18 protein-coding genes and 5 tRNA genes are annotated in these 19,754 nt (G+C 42.4%); 22 read left to right on the top strand and 1 reads right to left on the bottom strand.

The window, feature by feature from the left end; translation table 11 throughout:
• The first annotated feature begins 34 nt into the window (after positions 1–34).
• From TPSD3_RS12835 to TPSD3_RS12735, 21 genes are all read left to right on the top strand, one after another.
• Positions 35–331 carry a hypothetical protein gene (locus TPSD3_RS12835; RefSeq protein ID WP_086488919.1) on the top strand — a complete coding sequence of 99 codons (297 nt, stop codon included), beginning with the start codon at positions 35–37 and terminating at the stop codon, positions 329–331.
• 90 nt (positions 332–421) lie between these two features.
• On the top strand, positions 422–1,072 hold the full coding sequence (locus TPSD3_RS12830) for a slr1658 family protein (protein WP_245391603.1): 651 nt from the start codon (positions 422–424) through the stop codon (positions 1,070–1,072).
• Positions 1,073–1,075: 3 nt separating this feature from the next.
• Positions 1,076–1,471 carry a PilZ domain-containing protein gene (locus TPSD3_RS12825; protein WP_086488918.1) on the top strand — a complete coding sequence of 132 codons (396 nt, stop codon included), beginning with the start codon at positions 1,076–1,078 and terminating at the stop codon, positions 1,469–1,471.
• Between the two features lie 28 nt (positions 1,472–1,499).
• On the top strand, positions 1,500–2,351 hold the full coding sequence (gene panC, locus TPSD3_RS12820; protein ID WP_086489608.1) for a pantoate--beta-alanine ligase: 852 nt from the start codon (positions 1,500–1,502) through the stop codon (positions 2,349–2,351).
• Positions 2,352–2,376: 25 nt separating this feature from the next.
• Complete coding sequence (gene rsmH / locus TPSD3_RS12815) at positions 2,377–3,297, top strand: 16S rRNA (cytosine(1402)-N(4))-methyltransferase RsmH (RefSeq protein ID WP_086488917.1); 921 nt, start codon at positions 2,377–2,379, stop codon at positions 3,295–3,297.
• Positions 3,298–3,448: 151 nt separating this feature from the next.
• Positions 3,449–7,111, top strand: coding sequence for an ADP-ribosylation factor-like protein (locus TPSD3_RS12810; protein WP_086488916.1), 3,663 nt, complete (start codon positions 3,449–3,451; stop codon positions 7,109–7,111).
• Positions 7,112–7,115: 4 nt separating this feature from the next.
• Complete coding sequence (gene rsmA, locus TPSD3_RS12805) at positions 7,116–7,913, top strand: 16S rRNA (adenine(1518)-N(6)/adenine(1519)-N(6))-dimethyltransferase RsmA (protein WP_086488915.1); 798 nt, start codon at positions 7,116–7,118, stop codon at positions 7,911–7,913.
• Positions 7,914–8,015: 102 nt separating this feature from the next.
• Positions 8,016–8,744, top strand: a complete 729-nt coding sequence (aat, locus tag TPSD3_RS12800) for a leucyl/phenylalanyl-tRNA--protein transferase (protein ID WP_086488914.1) — start codon at positions 8,016–8,018, stop codon at positions 8,742–8,744.
• Positions 8,741–9,475 (top strand): arginyltransferase, encoded by a 735-nt coding sequence (locus TPSD3_RS12795; RefSeq protein WP_086488913.1) that lies wholly within the window; start codon positions 8,741–8,743, stop codon positions 9,473–9,475. Before aat ends, TPSD3_RS12795 begins: the two co-directional genes overlap by 4 nt.
• A gap of 166 nt (positions 9,476–9,641) precedes the next feature.
• Positions 9,642–9,726, top strand: a tRNA-Tyr gene (locus TPSD3_RS12790).
• 50 nt (positions 9,727–9,776) lie between these two features.
• A tRNA-Gly gene (locus tag TPSD3_RS12785) sits at positions 9,777–9,850 on the top strand.
• Positions 9,851–9,862: 12 nt separating this feature from the next.
• Positions 9,863–9,938, top strand: a tRNA-Thr gene (locus tag TPSD3_RS12780).
• A gap of 117 nt (positions 9,939–10,055) precedes the next feature.
• Positions 10,056–11,195, top strand: a complete 1,140-nt coding sequence (gene tuf, locus TPSD3_RS12775; RefSeq protein ID WP_245391630.1) for an elongation factor Tu — start codon at positions 10,056–10,058, stop codon at positions 11,193–11,195.
• A 76-nt stretch (positions 11,196–11,271) separates the two neighbouring features.
• Positions 11,272–11,347: transfer RNA gene (locus tag TPSD3_RS12770), tRNA-Trp, on the top strand.
• 34 nt (positions 11,348–11,381) lie between these two features.
• Positions 11,382–11,759: a preprotein translocase subunit SecE gene (gene secE, locus TPSD3_RS12765; protein ID WP_086488911.1), complete on the top strand. Its 378-nt coding sequence runs from the start codon at positions 11,382–11,384 to the stop codon at positions 11,757–11,759.
• Positions 11,760–11,777: 18 nt separating this feature from the next.
• Entirely contained in the window at positions 11,778–12,305 is a 528-nt protein-coding gene (gene nusG, locus TPSD3_RS12760) for a transcription termination/antitermination protein NusG (protein WP_086488910.1), read from the top strand.
• Positions 12,306–12,523: 218 nt separating this feature from the next.
• Positions 12,524–12,955 (top strand): 50S ribosomal protein L11, encoded by a 432-nt coding sequence (gene rplK / locus TPSD3_RS12755; RefSeq protein WP_086488909.1) that lies wholly within the window; start codon positions 12,524–12,526, stop codon positions 12,953–12,955.
• A gap of 2 nt (positions 12,956–12,957) precedes the next feature.
• Positions 12,958–13,647: a 50S ribosomal protein L1 gene (gene rplA, locus TPSD3_RS12750; protein ID WP_086488908.1), complete on the top strand. Its 690-nt coding sequence runs from the start codon at positions 12,958–12,960 to the stop codon at positions 13,645–13,647.
• A gap of 178 nt (positions 13,648–13,825) precedes the next feature.
• Complete coding sequence (gene soxB / locus TPSD3_RS12745; RefSeq protein WP_086488907.1) at positions 13,826–15,583, top strand: thiosulfohydrolase SoxB; 1,758 nt, start codon at positions 13,826–13,828, stop codon at positions 15,581–15,583.
• Positions 15,584–15,610: 27 nt separating this feature from the next.
• A tRNA-Arg gene (locus tag TPSD3_RS12740) sits at positions 15,611–15,683 on the top strand.
• Positions 15,684–15,927: 244 nt separating this feature from the next.
• Positions 15,928–18,603: a calcium-translocating P-type ATPase, PMCA-type gene (locus TPSD3_RS12735; protein WP_086488906.1), complete on the top strand. Its 2,676-nt coding sequence runs from the start codon at positions 15,928–15,930 to the stop codon at positions 18,601–18,603.
• Positions 18,604–18,806: 203 nt separating this feature from the next.
• On the opposite strand, the gene TPSD3_RS17305 is transcribed toward TPSD3_RS12735, so the two are convergent.
• Positions 18,807–18,971, bottom strand: a complete 165-nt coding sequence (locus TPSD3_RS17305) for an IS1 family transposase (protein ID WP_140048560.1) — start codon at positions 18,969–18,971, stop codon at positions 18,807–18,809.
• A 269-nt stretch (positions 18,972–19,240) separates the two neighbouring features.
• On the opposite strand from TPSD3_RS17305, the gene TPSD3_RS12730 reads away from it, so the two are divergent.
• Complete coding sequence (locus tag TPSD3_RS12730; protein WP_176329869.1) at positions 19,241–19,750, top strand: ATP-binding protein; 510 nt, start codon at positions 19,241–19,243, stop codon at positions 19,748–19,750.
• The last annotated feature ends 4 nt before the right edge of the window (positions 19,751–19,754 follow it).

Here is a 19,754-nt window from a genome sequence, read left to right as displayed (position 1 = left end):
ATAAAAATCAAAATAAGAAGGAGGAACTCAGATCATGCACACCTTAATGTCGCCTGAGAAATATGAAGAATTATGTTTAAAAAGAGAATTATGGCTGAATTTATATCGCCTTTCTCGCTGGTCGATTTGCAAATATTTTGCGGATCGGGTGCAGATGCACTTGTGTGGCGTGCGCCCGATGTTGCCTTTTATTCCCGTCCCCGAATTGGACGAGTCGCAAGTGACTTTGAATGATTTATCTCGTAATCCGTACAATTACAATACCTATGCAATTGTACTTGATGAGCTGTCTCCCTCTGATTGGATTAAAGAAGTGCAAGAACAACATTAAAAATAAAATAATGTCGTTATTCCGTTTGTCAATATGCCGCTTACACACAGCAAGGTGAGGCGGTTGTTTTGTTCATAAAGGTATTTGGTAATGACAATACAAACATGTTTTATGATAGGCGATGAGAATGTGCAGTATTTTGGTCATTACGTGGATATTGACCCAAAAGAAACTGAATATTTAATGATTAGTTTTTCGCCCACCAATATTCCTATTCAACAACGTTGGCGTAATAACGGATTATCGGCTGATTTTATTGCAGGTTACATGCTTAATTTTTTTGTGGTCGATAATGAGCCTAAAGCGATCAGTAAAAATCGTTTTGTTGCTGTGAAATATATTGCTAATGAACTGTTAGAAAATGCCATGAAATTTCACAGCGAATGTAAAAACAGTTCTGTGACAATTCGCTTTCATTTATTGGAAGATCAAGTGGTCTTTTATGTGAGAAATAATATTGATGAAAATCGAGTGGCGGTATTTAAGGAATATATCACCAAATTGCTAAATGCCAATCCACATGATCTTTATTTTCAACAAATGGAAATCAATGCAGCCCATGCAGGACATCATTCTGGGTTGGGTTTTTTGAGTATTTTATGCGATTATCCAGCACGTTTAGGCTGGAAATTTGAAAGCGACTGTCCACAAATGCACTGGGTGACGACCAGAGTGGCACTTTTTTTGTGGGAAATCCAGGCGAAACAAAATGAAACCGTATTTTTTTTAAGGAGTGTTTAGTGAATGGTTGATCTGGAAAAACGTCGTTTTCTGCGTCATTCCAGCAGTATTCCTGTGCGGATACATGCGGGTAATGAGCCTCAGCGTTTGCAATGTTTGCTCAATATCGGAGAAGGAGGGCTTGCATTTGAATCGGAGGCGGCGTGGCCGCTGGGTACAAAATTGCGCATTTTGTGGCCGATTCCTTTGGATTTTTCCTTAGATATTCAGGAGTTACAAGGGAAAGTGGTGTGGTGTCGTCCGCACCGAGAAACGCAAGAAGGCACACTGTACGAAGTCGGGGTGGAATTTATACGTCCTGACAGTGAGGCGGTCGATATGACGGCATTAATCGAAGAATTATATCAACAATTAGCAGAAGTTCAGTTTGAAATTTTTACTGCTTCTTCGGATCATTAACTTTTTAATTGAGGTTGCCATTGTCATCATGAAAATAATCCATTCGGTCAATGAATTAACTGATCAATTCATGTCATGGCGTAAGAATGACGCGCCATTGGCATTAGTGCCGACAATGGGTAATTTACATGAAGGCCATTTGCAACTGGTTCGTTTAGCACAAGCCACCGCGCAAGAAGTGATGGTCAGTATTTTCGTCAATCCCTTGCAATTTGGAGTGGGCGAAGATTATCAACAATACCCCCGTACATTAGCCGCAGATTGTGAAAAATTAGCTGCATTGGGCGTGTCTTTTGTTTTCGCGCCCAGTGTAACTGATTTATATCCCCAAGGTGAAAATAATAGCACGCGAGTGATGGTGCCGCATTTAGGAGAATTATTGTGTGGCATGAGTCGGCCACAGCATTTTCAGGGCGTAACCACTATTGTGTGTAAATTATTTAATTTAATTCGGCCAGATTATGCGATTTTTGGTGAAAAAGATTATCAGCAATTAACCATTATTAAACAAATGGTGACTGATCTTTATTTACCTGTTTCGATTATTTCCGCGCCTATTGTGCGCGAATCGGATGGTTTAGCATTAAGTTCTCGCAATCAATATTTAACTCCCGAACAACGACAATATGCCCCTGTTTTGTACCAAACTTTGTTAGAAACGGTGGCGCGAATTGAACAGGGGGAAAATAATAATTTGTTGTTAGAACAAATGGCTAAAGAACGGTTAAAACAAGCGAATTTTGAACCCGATTATGTGCGTATTTGTCATCCTATGACTTTGGTGGAGGCAAATTTGCAAATAGATACTTCCGTGAGAATATTGGCCGCTGCGAAATTGGGTCGAACTCGATTAATTGATAATGTGGCATTGACGCGATAATTGCTTGTTTTTTTAAAGAAATTTTATGCAGCACCAACCTGTTTTACTCCATGAAGTATTGGCCGCTTTACGTATTAAACCCGATGGCTATTACATTGATGGTACTTTCGGCCGCGGCGGACACAGCCGCGCTATTTTAAGCCAATTGAATGCCTCAGGGCGTTTACAGGCTTTTGACCGCGATTGGAGCGCAATTAGCGCAGGACAGCAATTGGCGGCTGAAGATGGGCGTTTTTCCATCGAACATGCCTGTTTTGCTGAATTATGCGAGCGATTGCAGGCTTTAAATCGCGTGGGACAGGTGGATGGAATTTTATTGGATTTAGGTGTTTCTTCACCGCAACTTGATGATCCTGAACGGGGTTTTAGTTTTTTGCGTGATGGATTACTTGATATGCGCATGGATACGCAACATGGCGAGGGAGTCGCTGCTTGGTTGGCACGGGCAAAATTAAGTGATATTGCTCATGTTTTAGCCGAATATGGCGAAGAAAAACACGCTAAACGCATCGCTAAAGCCATTGTCGCCGCCCGCGATACCGCGCCCATCACTCACACTCGACAATTGGCCGAAGTGGTCGCCGCCGCACATCCCGCTTGGCCAAAAGATAAACATCCCGCCACCCAAACTTTTCAAGCCTTACGCATTTTTATTAATCAAGAATTAGAACAATTAGCGGCTGTTTTATCTCAATTAATTTCTGCATTAGCTCCGAATGGGCGTTTAGCCATTATTAGTTTTCATTCTTTAGAAGATCGTTTGGTGAAACGTTTTATTCGTTCGGCGGCGAAAGGAGACGATTATCCTGCATCTGTGCCGGTGACTATTGCGCAATTAAATCCTGCATTAATTCCAATTGGTAAATCTATTCGTCCCAGTGCAGAAGAAATTGCTCAAAATCCTCGCTCGCGCAGTGCTATTTTGCGAGTGGCAGAGCGAAAGTGATTGGGACAAATGATGGTTTAAGTGAAGACAGTATTGTTTTCTTTGCTTCTATTATATTTTGTACCATTCTGCTATAGTTTTACGTCCTTATTGTTACCGATTTATGGTAATGCAAATCAGTAAATAATCAGTAAAAAGAGAGTGACAAGGCATGGCTATTATTGATACCGATAAAAATGTTGTGGTGTTGCGTATTGTGTATGATGGTCTGCCTTTTTCTGGAAAAACCACGACAATTCAAGCACTAGGCAATATTTTGGGTAAAGCCACGCAGGTTTTTTCACCTAAAGAAACGATGGGACGCACTTTATATTTTGATTGGATGGAATACGTTGGTGGTTTTTTTCGTGGTTACGGTATTTCATGTCAATTGGTCAGTGTACCTGCGCAATTGCCATTGCGGGAACGTCGGCATTTGTTGTTAGACAGCGCGGATGTGGTGGTATTCGTCTTGGATGCGAGCAATCCTGAATTAGACGAGGCGATGTTGCGTTTTCAAGAAATGGCGACGTTATTACAAAATTCTGAAAAAAATATTCCGTTCATGATTCAAGCGAATAAACAAGATGTTGAAGGCGCGTTATCTGCATCGGAATTGTCAGAGTTATTTACTGAGTCGTTTCCTTCGTTAATGATTGTGGAATCAAGTGCAACTTTGGGTAAAGGTGTGCGGGAATCTTTTGTGGTCGCTGTGCGTCTAGCGGTGGAGCGAGCAGGAAAGTTAATGGAATCGGGAAAAATGCAATATGGTAAGCCTGAAATTGATTCAGGAGAGGCTTTATTGCGTTCATTAGATGCGGATGGAGAAACTGAAAAATTATCTCAGGCGGAAATAGAAGCTTTACGAGTCTCTGGAGTTTTTGGCGAAATTCATTTATTACAACAAGCTGAATCTCCTTTATTATTAGATGGTTCTGAGGAGTTAGTAGATTTACCTGAATTGGAAGATGAATTGGCAGAATTGCCGTCTGATTTAGATGAGGAAATGAGTGAAGATTTGCCTGCTGATTTAGAAGATGAATTAGTAGAATTACCGTCTGACGATGAAACTTTACCTGTCGATTTAGATGATGACATTACTGAAGATTTACCAGAAGAATTAGCAGAATTACCGTCTGATGATGAAACTTTACCCGTTGATTTAGATGATGACATTACTGAAGATTCACCAGATGAATTAGCAGAATTACCATCTGATGACGATGAAACTTTACCTGTCGATTTAGATGATGACATTAACGAAGATTTACCAGAAGAATTAGCAGAATTACCATCTGATGATGAAACTTTACCTGTTCATTTAGATGATGACATTAACGAAGATTTACCAGAAGAATTAGCAGAATTGCCATCTGATGATGAAACTTTACCTGTCGATTTAGATAATGACATTACTGAAGATTTACCAGAAGAATTAGCAGAATTGCCGTCTGATGATGAAACTTTACCTGTTGATTTAGAAGATGACATTATTGAAGATTTACCAGAAGAATTAGCAGAATTGTCGTCTGACGATGAAACTTTACCTGTCGATTTAGATGATGACATTAACGAAGATTTACCAGAAGAATTAGCAGAATTGCCGTCTGATGATGAACTTTTACCTGTCGATTTAGATGATGACATTATTGAAGATTTACCAGAAGAATTAGCAGAATTACCATCTGATGATGAAACTTTACCTGTTCATTTAGATGATGACATTAACGAAGATTTACCAGAAGAATTAGCAGAATTGCCATCTGATGATGAACTTTTACCTGTCGATTTAGATGATGACATTATTGAAGATTTACCAGAAGAATTAGCAGAATTACCGTCTGATGATGAAACTTTACCTGTTGATTTAGATGATGACATTACTGAAGATTTACCAGAAGAATTAGCAGAATTGCCATCTGATGATGAAACTTTACCTGTCGATTTAGATGATGACATTACTGAAGATTTACCAGAAGAATTAGCAGAATTACCGTCTGATGATGAACTTTTACCTGTCGATTTAGAAGATGACATTACTGAAGATTTACCAGAAGAATTAGCAGAATTACCGTCTGATGATGAACTTTTACCTGTCGATTTAGATGATGACATTATTGAAGATTTACCAGAAGAATTAGCAGAATTACCGTCTGATAATGAACTTTTACCTGTTGATTTAGAAGATGACATTATTGAAGATTTACCAGAAGAATTAGCAGAATTACCATCTGATGATGATGAAACTTTACCTGTTGATTTAGGTGATGACATTAACGAAGATTTACCAGAAGAATTAGCAGAATTACCGTCTGACGATGAAACTTTACCTGTCGATTTAGATGATGACATTACTGAAGATTTACCAGATGAATTAGCAGAATTGCCGTCTGATGATGATGAAACTTTACCTGTCGATTTAGATGATGACATTATTGAAGATTTACCAGAAGAATTAGCAGAATTACCGTCTAATGATGAACTTTTACCTGTTGATTTAGATGATGACATTACTGAGGATTTACCCGCAGAATTAGAAGAAGAATTAGCAGAATTGCCGTCTGATGATGAAACTTTACCTGTTGATTTAGATGATGACATTATTGAAGATTTACCAGAAGAATTAGCAGAATTACCGTCTGATGATGAAACTTTACCTGTTGATTTAGATGATAACATTACTGAAGATTTACCAGATGAATTAGCAGAATTGCCGTCTGATGATGAAACTTTACCTGTTGATTTAGATGATGACATTACTGAAGACTTACCAGAAGAATTAGCAGAATTACCGTCTGAATTAGATGAGGAAATTGGTGAAGATTTACCTGTTGAATTGGTTGAAGAATTATCGCAATTGTCAGAAGAATTGATTGGCGATGAAAATGATGATTTGAATGATGAAGACTATCCTGAATCAATTGATTTAGAATCGGATTTATTAGAAGAACCTGAGTTTACGGAAGAACCTTTAGTTAAAGAATTGTCTAGCTTAACTCAAGAATTATCTGAAATTTCTAGCGAATTGCAACAGCTAGAACAAATTGCCGCTATTCCTGAAAAAATACCAGAAAAAACCTACAAACGCCTGCCTGCTTTTCCCGATGAAACAACCGGTTATCAGTGGATTTGGCCGCCAATTTCTGGACGAGAAGTGTTGCAACAACTTAATCAACACTCCCTAAGACCCCAATTAATCGATAATGATACATGGCACTTAAATAGCCCAGAATGGCAGTGTTTTTCTCGCAGCCATTGGCTATTTAATGATTTAGAACAAGCGCGCCATATTTTGCGAATGCAAAGTGCCATTCATTTACAATTTATTGACTTATTATCGGACAAACATTATCTGGCCATTGCTGAACAACGTGATGGACAATATCGCCTCTGGCAAATTATTCAAACTAAACATACTTTAGCTGATGATTTAAAACAAGCTCTTTCTTTATCCAATCCAGAATATTTAATTCAAGAATTATTTCGCTGCGCAGTGCATTATCTTGATGGCTGTCAACGTTGCAATCAATATTTAGATCAGGCTCTGCCCAGTTTAAGTGAATTGGCTGTGGATGAATATACGTATCGAGTGGTTTATTTAGGTGCATTAGACAGCCAAGATTGTCGCCAAAATAGAAACCATTCCACCTCGCTGCCTTCTTCGGCTTTACGCCATGCTTTACAAGCCGCATTAACTGATCCGTTAATAACGACTTTAAATAAAAATAGTTTTAATATCCAACAATTACTAGATACATTGGAAAATATGCACGCTTTTGATGATGAATTGTTGGTGCAAGAAACTTTAGCTGATATATTAATTTCGGCGGCTTAATTTAATGAAAACGCATTTCCCTCGCAAACGTTTTGGGCAACATTTTCTACACGATCCCACGGTTATTCAACGTATTATTCAATTATTGAATGTCGATTCCCATTCGACTCTTATCGAAATTGGCCCCGGACGTGGTGCCTTGACTTTGCCCTTACTTCAACGCGGAGTATGTCTGCATGCCATTGAATTAGATAGAGATTTAATAGATTATCTTAGCCAATTGCTTAACTCTTTTATACCTACACAATTGACACTTCATGCTGCGGATGCTTTACAATTTGATTTTAGTATTTTTCCTGTAGAAAAACCGCTGCACATTATTGGAAATTTACCGTATAATATTTCTACTCCTTTATTGTTTCATTTACTTCGTTTTGTCCCACAAATTGAATCGATGACATTCATGTTGCAAAAAGAAGTCGTGGATCGCATGGCCGCATCTTCTGGTGAATCTGATTATGGAAGATTATCCGTTATGACCCAATATTATTGTCGGGTAGAAAAACGTTTTGATGTCGGTGCGGGCGCGTTTCATCCTCCGCCCAAAGTGGAGTCCAGCATTGTGCAACTCTATCCTTATCAAGAATTTCCTATTCACGTTCAAGATATGAATGCGTTACATAAAATAGTCGCCGCTAGTTTTTCTCAACGGCGCAAAACGTTGCGCAATACTTTAAAAACATTATTATCCAGCGAACACATCGAAGCATTAGGCATTGACCCGCAAAGTCGCGCCGAAACCTTGAGCCTTTCTCAATTTGTTCAATTAGCCAACCAATTAACACTGACTGGTCAAGCATAATTATATTGCCTATAGTTATAACAGATGTAGAATATTAATATTATTTTCTAGCTTTTCTCTCAACTTTTTTTAAATAAAATATTTATTATTTGGAAGCTGAACATGCGCCGCCCTTATTGGATACCGCACAATGCGGGGCCTTATGATTTCCCGAAAGTAGAAACGGCTCTTGATTATCCAGATGGTCTGTTGGCCGTGGGGGGTGATCTGTCAATAAGTCGCTTAATGGTCGCTTATCGACGGGGAATTTTCCCTTGGTACAGCGATGATCAACCCATTTTGTGGTGGGCTCCCAGTCAGCGTATGGTCATGTTTCCCGAAGAATTGCAGGTGTCGCGTAGTTTACGTAAAACTATCCGCAAGCAAGCGTTTCAACTGACCATTGATCAGAATTTCCGTCAAGTAATGAGCGAATGTGCGGCTCCGCGGGGTGAGGATCATTCTGGAACATGGATTACGCCTGAAATGTTAGAGGCCTATTGTCGCTTAAACGAATACGATTTTGCCCACTCCGTTGAAGCGTGGCAAGATGGGCGACTGGTGGGCGGCTTGTATGGCGTGGCACTTGGAAAGGTGTTTTTTGGCGAATCGATGTTTAGTCGAGTGACGGATGCGTCCAAAGTGGCTTATGTGCATTTGGTGTGGCAATTGTGGCGTTGGGGTTATGAACTGATTGATTGTCAAGTGCATACGAAACATTTGGAAAGTCTGGGCGCGTCTTTGGTTCCTCGGGCTGATTATTGTCGTTTACTGGATTATTTGTGTGACATAAAAAGTTACACGGGCGTTTGGCAATTTGATCCCGACCTATTGGAGCATGGCGCACCATGAACCAACACACTCAATTTACCCTTTATGCTACACCACCGCATCATTGTAGTTATTTTCCTGAACGCGAAGCGACGACTATCTTTGTTGATCCGGATTTTCCGCGGGATAAAACGTTGTATACCACTCTGTCGCGGCATGGTTTTCGACGCAGTGGCGAGCATTTGTATCGTCCGCATTGTCAGACGTGCGAATTATGTATTCCTGTGCGTGTTCCCGTGCGCCGATTTTCCCCTAATCGCACCCAAAAACGAGTTTGGCGTGCCAACCAAGATTTAAATATTACGGCACACACGGGCGAATTAAAACAAGAACATTTCGATTTATATTGTCACTATCTCGATGCGCGCCACAAAGGCGGCGGTATGGATAATCCCAGTGTGGCCAGTTGTCGGCAATTCCTAATGAGTGATTGGGCAAATACGGTTTTTTACGAATTTCGTTTACATGAGCAGTTGCTGGCGGTGGGAGTGGTTGATGTGCTGAATGACGGACTTTCCGCGGTGTATACTTTTTTCGACCCGCAACACAGCAAGCGCAGTTTAGGCGTTTACGTGGTTTTGTGGGAAATCGCACACGCCACATCTTCCCATTTAGACTGGCTCTATTTGGGCTATTGGATTGAGGGCTGTCGAAAAATGAGCTATAAAATTCAATATCAACCCCTAGAATATTATCGACTCGGCCGCTGGCAACGCGATGAAGGACAGTTAGAAAATATAAATAAAATCTAAAAAACACTTGCTCTCCCTGATTATTTTCGCTAGAATGCGTCGCTTCAAAACGGTCATTCATTGAAAAGTCCATACGAGTTCGCTCGGCGCGCTCATCACTGATAAAACAAAGACCATATTTATTGACATCCGTAAGAAAGCTCGTCTATAATGGGCGGCTACTCTCGGAGGGGTACCCAAGCGGTCAACGGGATCAGACTGTAAATCTGACGGCTCAGCCTTCGTAGGTTCGAATCCTACCCCCTCCACCAACGTTTTACTCTTTGTTTTTAATCAAGAACCATAATCTGACCGCTTTTTAGCGGGTGTAGTTCAATGGTAGAACTTCAGCCTTCCAAGCTGATAGCGTGGGTTCGATTCCCATCACCCGCTCCATTAATGTTTTACGCCCATATAGCTCAGTCGGTAGAGCACTTCCTTGGTAAGGAAGAGGTCACCGGTTCAAGTCCGGTTATGGGCTCCAAAATCGATAGCTGGCAGGTAGCCCCGTCATCTCCGTGTCATGCGCAATTAAGGAATAATCTCTAACATGTCCAAGGCAAAATTTGAACGCAACAAACCGCATGTCAACGTCGGCACCATCGGCCACGTTGACCACGGCAAAACCACTTTAACTGCTGCACTGACCAAGTGTATGGCAGAAAAGTATGGTGGTGAATTTAAGGCGTACGATCAAATCGATAACGCCCCCGAAGAGCGCGCACGTGGTATCACTATCGCCACCGCGCACGTCGAATACGAATCTGAAAATCGCCACTACGCGCACGTTGACTGCCCCGGTCACGCTGACTATGTGAAGAACATGATTACCGGTGCGGCGCAGATGGACGGTGCGATTCTCGTGGTGTCCGCTGCCGATGGTCCAATGCCGCAAACTCGTGAGCATATCCTGTTGGCGCGCCAAGTCGGTGTGCCATTCATCGTGGTGTTCATGAACAAAGCTGACATGGTGGACGATGCCGAATTGTTAGAATTGGTGGAAATGGAAGTGCGCGAATTGTTAGACAGCTATCAATTCCCCGGCGATGACACTCCCGTTATCGTGGGGTCTGCACTGAAAGCCTTAGAAGGCGACCAAAGTGACATCGGCGTGCCTGCTATCTATAAATTGGTTGATGCCTTAGACAGCTATATCCCAGACCCCGTGCGTCACGTGGATCAAGCTTTCTTGATGCCGATTGAAGACGTATTTTCTATTTCAGGTCGCGGAACAGTAGTAACTGGACGCGTAGAACGCGGACGTATTAAAGTCGGCGAAGAAATTGAAATCGTGGGCATCAAAAACACGGTTAAAACCACCTGTACTGGGGTGGAAATGTTCCGTAAACTGTTAGACGAAGGGGTAGCAGGGGACAACGTTGGTATTTTATTACGTGGTACAAAGCGTGATGACGTAGAGCGTGGTCAAGTATTGGCTAAACCCGGTTCTATCAAACCACACACAATGTTTGAAGCCGAAGTGTACGTATTAAGCAAAGAAGAAGGTGGTCGTCATACTCCATTCTTCAATGGCTACCGTCCACAGTTCTACTTCCGTACCACTGATGTCACCGGTGCGGTTGATTTACCAGAAGGCATTGAGATGGTCATGCCCGGTGACAACGTTAAAGTCACTGTAAAACTGATTAACCCCATTGCGATGGAAGAAGGCTTGCGCTTTGCGATTCGTGAAGGCGGTCGTACTGTCGGCGCGGGTGTTGTGGCTAAGATTAAAGAGTAATCTCGAATAATCGACTTCTCAGTATTTTTCTAAAGTATCTGGTGTGCAGCATTTTTGCTGCACCCTACCGATTTCTAGGCTAGTAGCTCAATTGGCAGAGCGGCGGTCTCCAAAACCGCAGGTTGGGGGTTCGATTCCCTCCTAGCCTGCCATTTTTTTTGCGGCTCAGTGCGAGTAAAACAGTTAATGAATACCAAGATGGACGCGCCAAGCTCCGAACGGCAACAGCAAGATATACCAAAATGGATCGCTGTCGCTGCTTTGATAGCGGTGGGCGTGGTGAGTTTTTACTACTTTGCCGAACATTCCCTGTTGTTGCGTGTCGTATTTTTGTTGAGCGTGATCGGTGTTTCAGTGTTTATTGCGCTGAAAACTGAAAAAGGTCGCAATGTACGAGATTTTTTACACGAAACCCATCTGGAAGTGCGCAAGGTGGTGTGGCCGAGTCGTCAAGAAACGTTGCAAACCACGGGTATTGTTTTGTTAATGGTGTTTGTGGTGGCGATATTTGTTTGGTTGCTTGACAGTCTGTTGTTGTGGCTGGTTCGGCTGATCACAGGCTAACACTCTGGAGTAAGGGCAATGCGTTGGTATGTGGTACATGCGTACTCTGGATTTGAAAAATCAGTCATGCGCTCATTATTGGATCGGGTTAAGCGCAGCGGTTTGGAGCATTTGTTTGGCGAAATTCTCGTTCCCACAGAAGAAGTGGTCGAAATGCGCGACGGACAAAAGCGCAAAAGTGAACGCAAATTGTACCCCGGCTATGTGCTGGTGCAAATGGAAATGAACGGTGACTCGTGGCATTTGATTAAAGACACGCCCAAAGTCATTGGTTTCATCGGCGGCACACAAGAAAAACCCGCCCCAATCTCCGAAAAAGAAGCCGATGCCATTTTGCAGCGAATGCAGGAAGGCACGGAAAAACCCCGTCCTAAAGTTTTATTTGAAGTCGGCGAAGTGGTCAGAGTCACTGATGGCCCTTTCAACGATTTTAAAGGCAGTGTTGAAGACGTTAATTACGAAAAAAATCGCTTGCGGGTTGCTGTGTCCATTTTTGGGCGTTCTACTCCCGTAGAATTGGAATTCGGCCAAGTCGAAAAAGAGTAGTTTTTAACGGTTGCGATTGATGACAGGTGCAAAAGTAGGCTTTCTTAGATTGACCAAGAAAGATATTTTTTGTGCCTTTATTGTTTTTAGCGTTCTTTAAAAAAACGCATTAGCGTGAAAGTGGTTGTTTCTTAGAATATTAGAATAAGTGACTCCTCACTTCACACCATCTACACTGGGGAGCCTCGCGGCACTCGTACCCATTATGGAGTTATTTCGTGGCTAAAAAAGTCCAAGCCTATGTCAAACTGCAAGTGAAAGCAGGTCAAGCCAATCCCAGCCCACCTATTGGCCCTGCTTTGGGTCAACAAGGGTTAAACATTATGGAATTTTGCAAACAATTCAACGCCCAAACGCAAGGTTTTGAATTGGGAATGCCGATTCCTGTGATTATTACCGCTTATAGCGACCGTAGTTTCACTTTTGTGTTAAAAACACCGCCGGCCTCTTTCTTATTGAAAAAAGCAGCGGGTATCAAGAGTGGCAGCAAGCGTCCCCATACCGATAAAGTCGGCAAAGTGACCCGCACACAACTCGAAGAAATCGCTAAAACTAAAATGCCCGATTTGACCGCAGCCAGTATGGACGCTGCTGTGCGTACCATTGCCGGCAGTGCGCGTAGTATGGGCATCGAAGTGGAGGGCTTGTAATCATGGCTAAATTATCTAAACGCGCTAAAGCTATCCGCGAAAAATTGCAACCCGGCCGTGCTTACGGCTTTGATGAAGCGGTGGAATTGTTAAAATCATTGCCGCCTGCTAAATTTTTAGAATCCGTTGATGTCAGTGTCAATTTAGGCGTTGATCCCCGTAAATCCGATCAAGTGGTGCGCGGCTCGACCGTTTTACCCAATGGTACGGGTAAAAGTGTACGGGTGGCCGTATTTGCGCAAGGTTCAAATGCGGATGCGGCATTGGCTGCGGGTGCGGACATTGTGGGTTTTGAAGATTTAGCGGCGCAAATTAAAGGCGGCATGATGGATTTTGACGTGGTGATTGCGTCTCCCGATGCCATGCGTGTTGTGGGACAATTAGGGCAAATTTTAGGCCCCCGCGGTTTAATGCCTAACCCTAAAGTAGGCACAGTCGCCGCTGATGTGGCCGGTGCCGTACGCAACGCCAAAGCCGGTCAAGTACGTTATCGGACGGATAAAGCAGGGATTATTCACTGCACCATCGGTAAGTTGAATTTTGACGGCGAAGCGTTAAAAGGCAATTTACAAGCCTTATTGGCTGACCTGAATAAGGCCAAACCCAGCACGTCAAAAGGGGTTTATATGCGCCGCGTGACCATTTCTACCACGATGGGACCAGGCTTGGCTATTGATCAAAGCTCGTTATAACCCGATTTAATTTTGCTATTAGTCGCGTCAATTATTTGATAAAGACGACCGTTTATTCTTTACATAAGCGGTTGTCTTTTTTCTTTTGGTTCATTTCCACTTCATTGAGATTTTAAAAATAGTGCCTGACGTGTAAAATACTTGGGTGTATTAACAGCAAGCCAAGGGAGTATTTTTAATGTCTTTAAATCGTCGTCAATTCCTTCAACTGATGGCTATTGCCAGCATGGCCGGGTTACTGCCTCAGCGTGGTCGTGCTGAATCTGTTTTTGAACGTCTTTATGACATTCCTAATTTTGGTGATATTCGCTTATTGCATATTACTGATACTCACGCCCAATTGCTGCCCGTTTATTTCCGCGAACCGCACGTGAATTTAGGCATTGGCAGTATGTTGGGACACCCGCCGCATTTGGTAGGGGAAGCCTTACTGAAACATTTTAATATCCCCTCTGATAATGTCCACGCTCGTCATGCTTTGACTTACTTGGATTTTGCCAAGCGTGCCGAAGAATATGGTAAAGTCGGTGGATTTGCTCATTTAGCCACGTTAATCAAACAATTACGTGGTCAATACGGCACTGAAAAAACTTTATTATTGGACGGTGGTGATACATGGCAAGGCTCAGGCACGGCCTATTGGACACGTGGCCAAGATATGGTTGAAGCCTGTAATCTGCTGGGTGTGGATGTGATGACCGGCCATTGGGAATTTACGTATTTGGCTGAAGAGGTTTTGGCGAATATTGCCGCTTTTAAAGGTGATTTTGTGGCGCAAAATGTACGGGTTAAAGAAGAAGCCTTATTTGAAGGCGCACCCGCCTACGATGAACACAGCGGCCATGCGTTTAAACCTTATACGGTGAAAGCCTTAGGTGGTGTGAATGTGGCCATTATCGGCCAAGCGTTCCCTTATACGCCTATTGCCAATCCGTCGCGTTTTATTCCGGATTGGACTTTTGGTATTCGCGTAGCGGAGATGCAGGAGTTGGTCAACGAAGTCCGCGCCAAAGAACAACCCGATGTTGTCGTGGTCATTTCTCACAACGGCATGGACGTTGATTTGAAAATGGCCGCCGATGTCACCGGCATTGATGTGATTTTAGGTGGACACACCCATGACGGCGTACCACAACCCAGTGTGGTGAAAAATGCCCAAGGCAATACTTTGGTGTGTAATGCAGGCTCTAATGGAAAATTCGTGGGTGTGTTAGATTTTGCGGTTAAAGAGGGTAAAGTGGTGGAATATCGCTATCATTTATTGCCTGTTTTTTCTAATTTGTTAGCGGCCGATCCAGAAATGCAGGCCTATATTGAACAAGTGCGTACGCCTTATTTAACGCAATTAACCGAAGAATTGGCCGTGGCTGAACAATTATTGTATCGGCGCGGTAATTTTAACGGCACCTTTGATCAAGTGATCTGCGATGCGTTACGCATTCAATTAGATGCGCAAATTGCCTTATCACCGGGTTTTCGTTGGGGAACGTCGATTTTACCGGGTCAAACCATTACGATGGAAAATGTGTTAGATCAAACATGTATCACTTATCCTGAAACCTATGTGCGGGAAATGAGTGGTGAGGAGATTAAGACTATTTTAGAAGACGTGTGCGATAATTTATTTAATACCGATCCCTATTTGCAACAAGGAGGCGATATGGTTCGGGTTGGTGGTTTGAATTATGTCTGTGATCCCACAGCGCGTATGGGACAGCGTATTTTAGAATTGGCTTTAGACGATGGGAAAGCCTTAGATTTAAAGAAAATGTACAAGGTCGCAGGCTGGGCAACCGTGGGCAGTCAGGCACCCGGTGCGCCAATTTGGGAGGTGGTCGCCAATCATTTGCGTGATGTGAAAAGTGTCAAAATTGACCGCTACAACGCGCCCAAATTGATCAATGTCGATAATAATCCCGGTATTGCTGATTATTAAAACCAACGCCTTGTTTTAATGATCTTCGCCCTGATAGCTCAGTGGAGAGAGCGTTCCCCTCCTAAGGGAAAGGCCATAGGTTCAAATCCTATTCAGGGCATATCGGTTGAAACTAAAAATACCACAAATGTTAATCCTACCAATCGTTCACTAAACTGCTTTGTATCCAGAGCGTAAGGTGCTTCCTCATTTTATTTTCTTAATCTAAACATTTCTTTACTCGAATTGATTCAGATAAATGATCAGCTACAAAATCCTTATTGAAAAATTTTTTTTAGCCATCACTGTGTGCGAGGTAGTTTCTGCTATATTGTGTTTTCCATTTTTATTCAAGAGGTTCTTTTATGAAATTTAGCTTTGAAGGGCTAACTCCTTCGCAGGTGCAAAGCAGTCGAGAAATCCACGGCAGTAATGGTATTGCCGCTCATGATACCGAGAGCTTTATGGATAAGCTCATGGAAAATTTGAAAGACCCCATCATTATTATTTTGTTGGTGGCTTTGCTTATTACCGTGGTGTTGTGGGTTTTTGGTTATGCGGAATGGTACGAAAGTGTGGGAATTGGTTTGGCGGTTGTGCTGGCGACTTGGGTGGCAGCATGGTCTGAATACAGTAATGAACAGTCTTTTCAACGTTTACTGGCCGAAGCCTCGCAAATTCGCGTTAAAGTGTTTCGTGAAGGACAGTTAGTTGAGATTTTAATTGATGAATTGGTTGTTGGTGATTATATTTTACTGCAACCCGGTGACACCGTGCCTGTCGATGGTATTGTCGTAGCAGGTCATGCTGAATTTGACGAAGCCGCTTTAACCGGCGAATCTGAACCCGTAAAACGTAAAGCCCTCCCCGAAAATACCCCCCCAGAACAAGCCGATGAACACCATAAAGTCTACCGCGCCAGTTTGGTGACTGATGGTGAAATTGTCATGCACACCACCGCCGTAGGGGAAAAAACCCAATACGGCCAAACCATGAAAGCCATTGTTTCGGCTGAAGATCGTTTGTCTCCATTACAAGTTAAGTTATCTGTATTGGGACAGCAAATTGCAAAATTTGGCTATTTTGGCGCAACTTTCATCTTTTTAGCGTTTATTTTCAATAAAATTGCGTTGCAAAGTGACATGAATGTTTATTTTGCGCAAAGTGTGGGTGTCATCATCTCTGATTTTGTCACCGCAGCGATTTTGGCGATTATTGTGATTGTGGTGGCTGTGCCAGAAGGCCTGCCCATGATGATTGCAATGGTGTTGGCCTTGAATATGAAAAAATTGTTACGCGAAAAAGTGTTAGTGCGAAAATTATTAGGGATTGAAACCGCAGGCAGTTTAAATATTTTATTCACCGATAAAACGGGAACTTTAACGCAAGGCAGTTTGTCAGTCAGCCAATTTGTGGCAGGTTCTGGCCAGCCTTTTGAACAACTTAATGATATTCCTGAAAAAGTTAGAAGTATGGTGGCATTTGCCCTGCGCAATAACACCAGTGCCGTGATTGATACCAGCGATCCCAAGCACCCCAAATTCGTCGGCGCAGATCGGACAGAACAGGCTTTATTGCGTTTTGTCACGCCTTATTTGGCGCAAGATGATGGCATTAAAGTGGTGGATATGATCCAATTTAGCAGTGCGCGTAAATTCTCGGCCACGCAAGTCACGGGAGCATCGGCTTTGACTTTGGTGAAAGGCGCGCCTGAAGTGGTATTGAAAAATTGTACGCATTATTTGGATGCCGAAGGCAACACTCAAGCCTTAACCGATCAAGCCCACTTGCAAACCGCTATGGAAGGCTTGTCTAATCGCGCCATGCGTTTATTGGCGATTGCGGTGACAGAAACGCCCATCAATGAAGATCAACATTTGCCTGAGCGTTTGACCTTGTTGGGTATTTTTGCGATGCGTGATGAATTACGCACAACGTCTTATCAATCTGTTAAATCCGCCAAGGAAGCAGGCATTCACGTGATTATGATCACAGGCGATGCCAAAGCCACCGCACAAGCGATTGCGCGAGATGTGGGCTTGTTGGAGGATGACAGTAAAGCCACTATTTTGACTTCGTCTGAATTGGCTGAACTCAGTGATGAGCAAGTGAAGGCGATTTTACCGCATTTATACGTGGTGGCGCGGGCATTTCCTACCGATAAAAGCCGTTTGGTGCGTTTAGCCAAGTCCTTGGGATTGGTGGTTGGAATGACGGGCGACGGGGTGAATGACGCGCCTGCGGTGAAAAATGCGGACGTGGGTTTTGCGATGGGCAGCGGCACGGAAATGACCAAAGAAGCCAGTGACATTGTGATTTTAGATGATAATTTCTCATCGTTGATCAAATCGGTGTTGTACGGTAGAACCTTGTTTAAATCGATTCGGAAATTCTTAATTTTCCAATTAACCGTGAATATTTCTGCCATTACCGTGGCGTTTTTGGGGCCATTTTTTGGTTTCGATTTACCATTAACCATGACGCAATTATTGTGGTTAAATATTATTATGGATACGTTTGCGGGTCTTGCGTTTGCGGGAGAAGCTGCGTTACAACGTTATTTGAAAGAAAACCCCATTCCTCGTGACGAGCCTTTGATCAGTAAGGACATGTGGTCATCGATTTTGCTCAATGGCTTTGTGGTGGCGGCGGTGAGTATTTTGTTTTTGACCAGCGATTTTACGCAACACTGGTTCTCTGGTGGATATGAGGTGGGCAGTCCTGAAGCACAGGCGAAATTCTTAACAGCGTTTTTTGCGTTTTTTGTGTTTGTTCATATCTTTAATACTTTTAATGCGCGCACAGAAGGGTTAAATCTTTTTGCGCATTTCTTTGAGAATCGCCTGTTTTCTATCATTATGCCTTCGATTATGTTGATACAGGTTATTTTCATTACCTATGGCGGCGAGATTTTACGCACAGTGGGATTAAGTGTTGAAGAGTGGTTATATGTGTTGGCGATGGCTTTGGTGCTAGTTCCTGTCGATTTGGCACGCAAACTGATTCGCAATATGCTATTTGGTAATCCCGTGCAGCAATAACTAAGAACGTACGCTTTAAGTCGGAAATTAATAACGCTCCATGTTTGGGGCGTTATTTTTTTGTGGTTCTGTCTCAGTAGTGAGATGAATAAAATTATCCCGAATCTGTGATGTGGCAATTTTACTGTTTGATTTTAAATTGAGATCGCGGGTTTATTAAGGAGATACCCAATAAGCTCCTACAATTTCACGGGTTTCTATATCTAATTATCAATCAGTTCTACCATCATTTGAGGAATAGGCTGATTGGTGTTCTGCGGATTTTCCACAAACTGACGACCGCGATCTTTACAGGCATATTTTTGCTTTCCACTATTAATACTTCCATTCTTTACAATCGCTTGAGATTGGTAACGGGGACATTTCATTCGCTTTTCCTCTTTATCTCTATAAAAATGGGTATTATACCATTTATCACCACCTAGAGGGGACTACCAATACGTTTGATGATGCTGGTCTGCTTGCTTTTGCTGAGGGTTGTCAGAAATAGCGAAAATGTCAAAAAAATAACACTAAAAAATGAATTTTAATGCGTTTTTAGGCTCATTTTCCTGTTTAGCACAAATGGCATTGTAATTGCGCTCCGCTGTGTAACAAGGTTATTTTTATGTTTTACGATAGGTCACAGGGGGGCATCATGCACAGCATCCGTTTTAGTATTCATAGTGACGCACATCAAGCCACTTTATTGGGGCAATGTTTAGAGACATTATGTCGTCAACATACGCCTTTTGAACAAGGATTAATTGAAGATATTCAATTGTGCATATTAGAAATTGTGCAGCAAATCATTAACGACAATCAATATGCACCCCATACGCAATCCATTAGCGTTACTTTGATGTTGGAAAGCGATAAATTGGTGGTTGATATTGAAGATCAAGGGCGAGGATTTAATGAAAATTTATTGCAAGTTATTTTGCAAAGTTCCACTATTTTAGACCCATTATATATGGATCAAACATTACCTGATCAAGCGTTTCGTTTTTTCCTGTTAAAAATGACGATGGATAGAATTAGCTACCGTAATGAAAATCAACGTCATATTTTGCATTTGGAAAAAAATTTTAAAATATTAAATTCCAAAGACAATAGCGAGATTCATTTGGGAAAGTCTAACCGCCAACAAGAAGGGTTGGCGGTATAAATAG

The sequence above is a fragment of the Thioflexithrix psekupsensis genome, from assembly GCF_002149925.1.
Lineage (GTDB): Bacteria > Pseudomonadota > Gammaproteobacteria > Beggiatoales > Beggiatoaceae > Thioflexithrix > Thioflexithrix psekupsensis.
Note: the sequence above shows the minus strand (reverse complement) of the source record. Positions and strands in the feature narration are given on the sequence as shown.

Coding starts and splice junctions, on each gene's coding strand:
- rsmA (WP_086488915.1), top strand. CDS start 7,116: ATGAAAACGCATTTCCCTCGCAAACGTTTTGGGCAACATTTTCTACAC.
- TPSD3_RS12730 (WP_176329869.1), top strand. CDS start 19,241: ATGCACAGCATCCGTTTTAGTATTCATAGTGACGCACATCAAGCCACT.
- nusG (WP_086488910.1), top strand. CDS start 11,778: ATGCGTTGGTATGTGGTACATGCGTACTCTGGATTTGAAAAATCAGTC.
- secE (WP_086488911.1), top strand. CDS start 11,382: ATGAATACCAAGATGGACGCGCCAAGCTCCGAACGGCAACAGCAAGAT.
- panC (WP_086489608.1), top strand. CDS start 1,500: ATGAAAATAATCCATTCGGTCAATGAATTAACTGATCAATTCATGTCA.
- TPSD3_RS12735 (WP_086488906.1), top strand. CDS start 15,928: ATGAAATTTAGCTTTGAAGGGCTAACTCCTTCGCAGGTGCAAAGCAGT.
- aat (WP_086488914.1), top strand. CDS start 8,016: ATGCGCCGCCCTTATTGGATACCGCACAATGCGGGGCCTTATGATTTC.
- soxB (WP_086488907.1), top strand. CDS start 13,826: ATGTCTTTAAATCGTCGTCAATTCCTTCAACTGATGGCTATTGCCAGC.
- rplA (WP_086488908.1), top strand. CDS start 12,958: ATGGCTAAATTATCTAAACGCGCTAAAGCTATCCGCGAAAAATTGCAA.
- TPSD3_RS12835 (WP_086488919.1), top strand. CDS start 35: ATGCACACCTTAATGTCGCCTGAGAAATATGAAGAATTATGTTTAAAA.
- TPSD3_RS12810 (WP_086488916.1), top strand. CDS start 3,449: ATGGCTATTATTGATACCGATAAAAATGTTGTGGTGTTGCGTATTGTG.
- rsmH (WP_086488917.1), top strand. CDS start 2,377: ATGCAGCACCAACCTGTTTTACTCCATGAAGTATTGGCCGCTTTACGT.
- TPSD3_RS12825 (WP_086488918.1), top strand. CDS start 1,076: ATGGTTGATCTGGAAAAACGTCGTTTTCTGCGTCATTCCAGCAGTATT.
- TPSD3_RS17305 (WP_140048560.1), bottom strand. CDS start 18,971: ATGAAATGTCCCCGTTACCAATCTCAAGCGATTGTAAAGAATGGAAGT.
- TPSD3_RS12795 (WP_086488913.1), top strand. CDS start 8,741: ATGAACCAACACACTCAATTTACCCTTTATGCTACACCACCGCATCAT.
- TPSD3_RS12830 (WP_245391603.1), top strand. CDS start 422: ATGACAATACAAACATGTTTTATGATAGGCGATGAGAATGTGCAGTAT.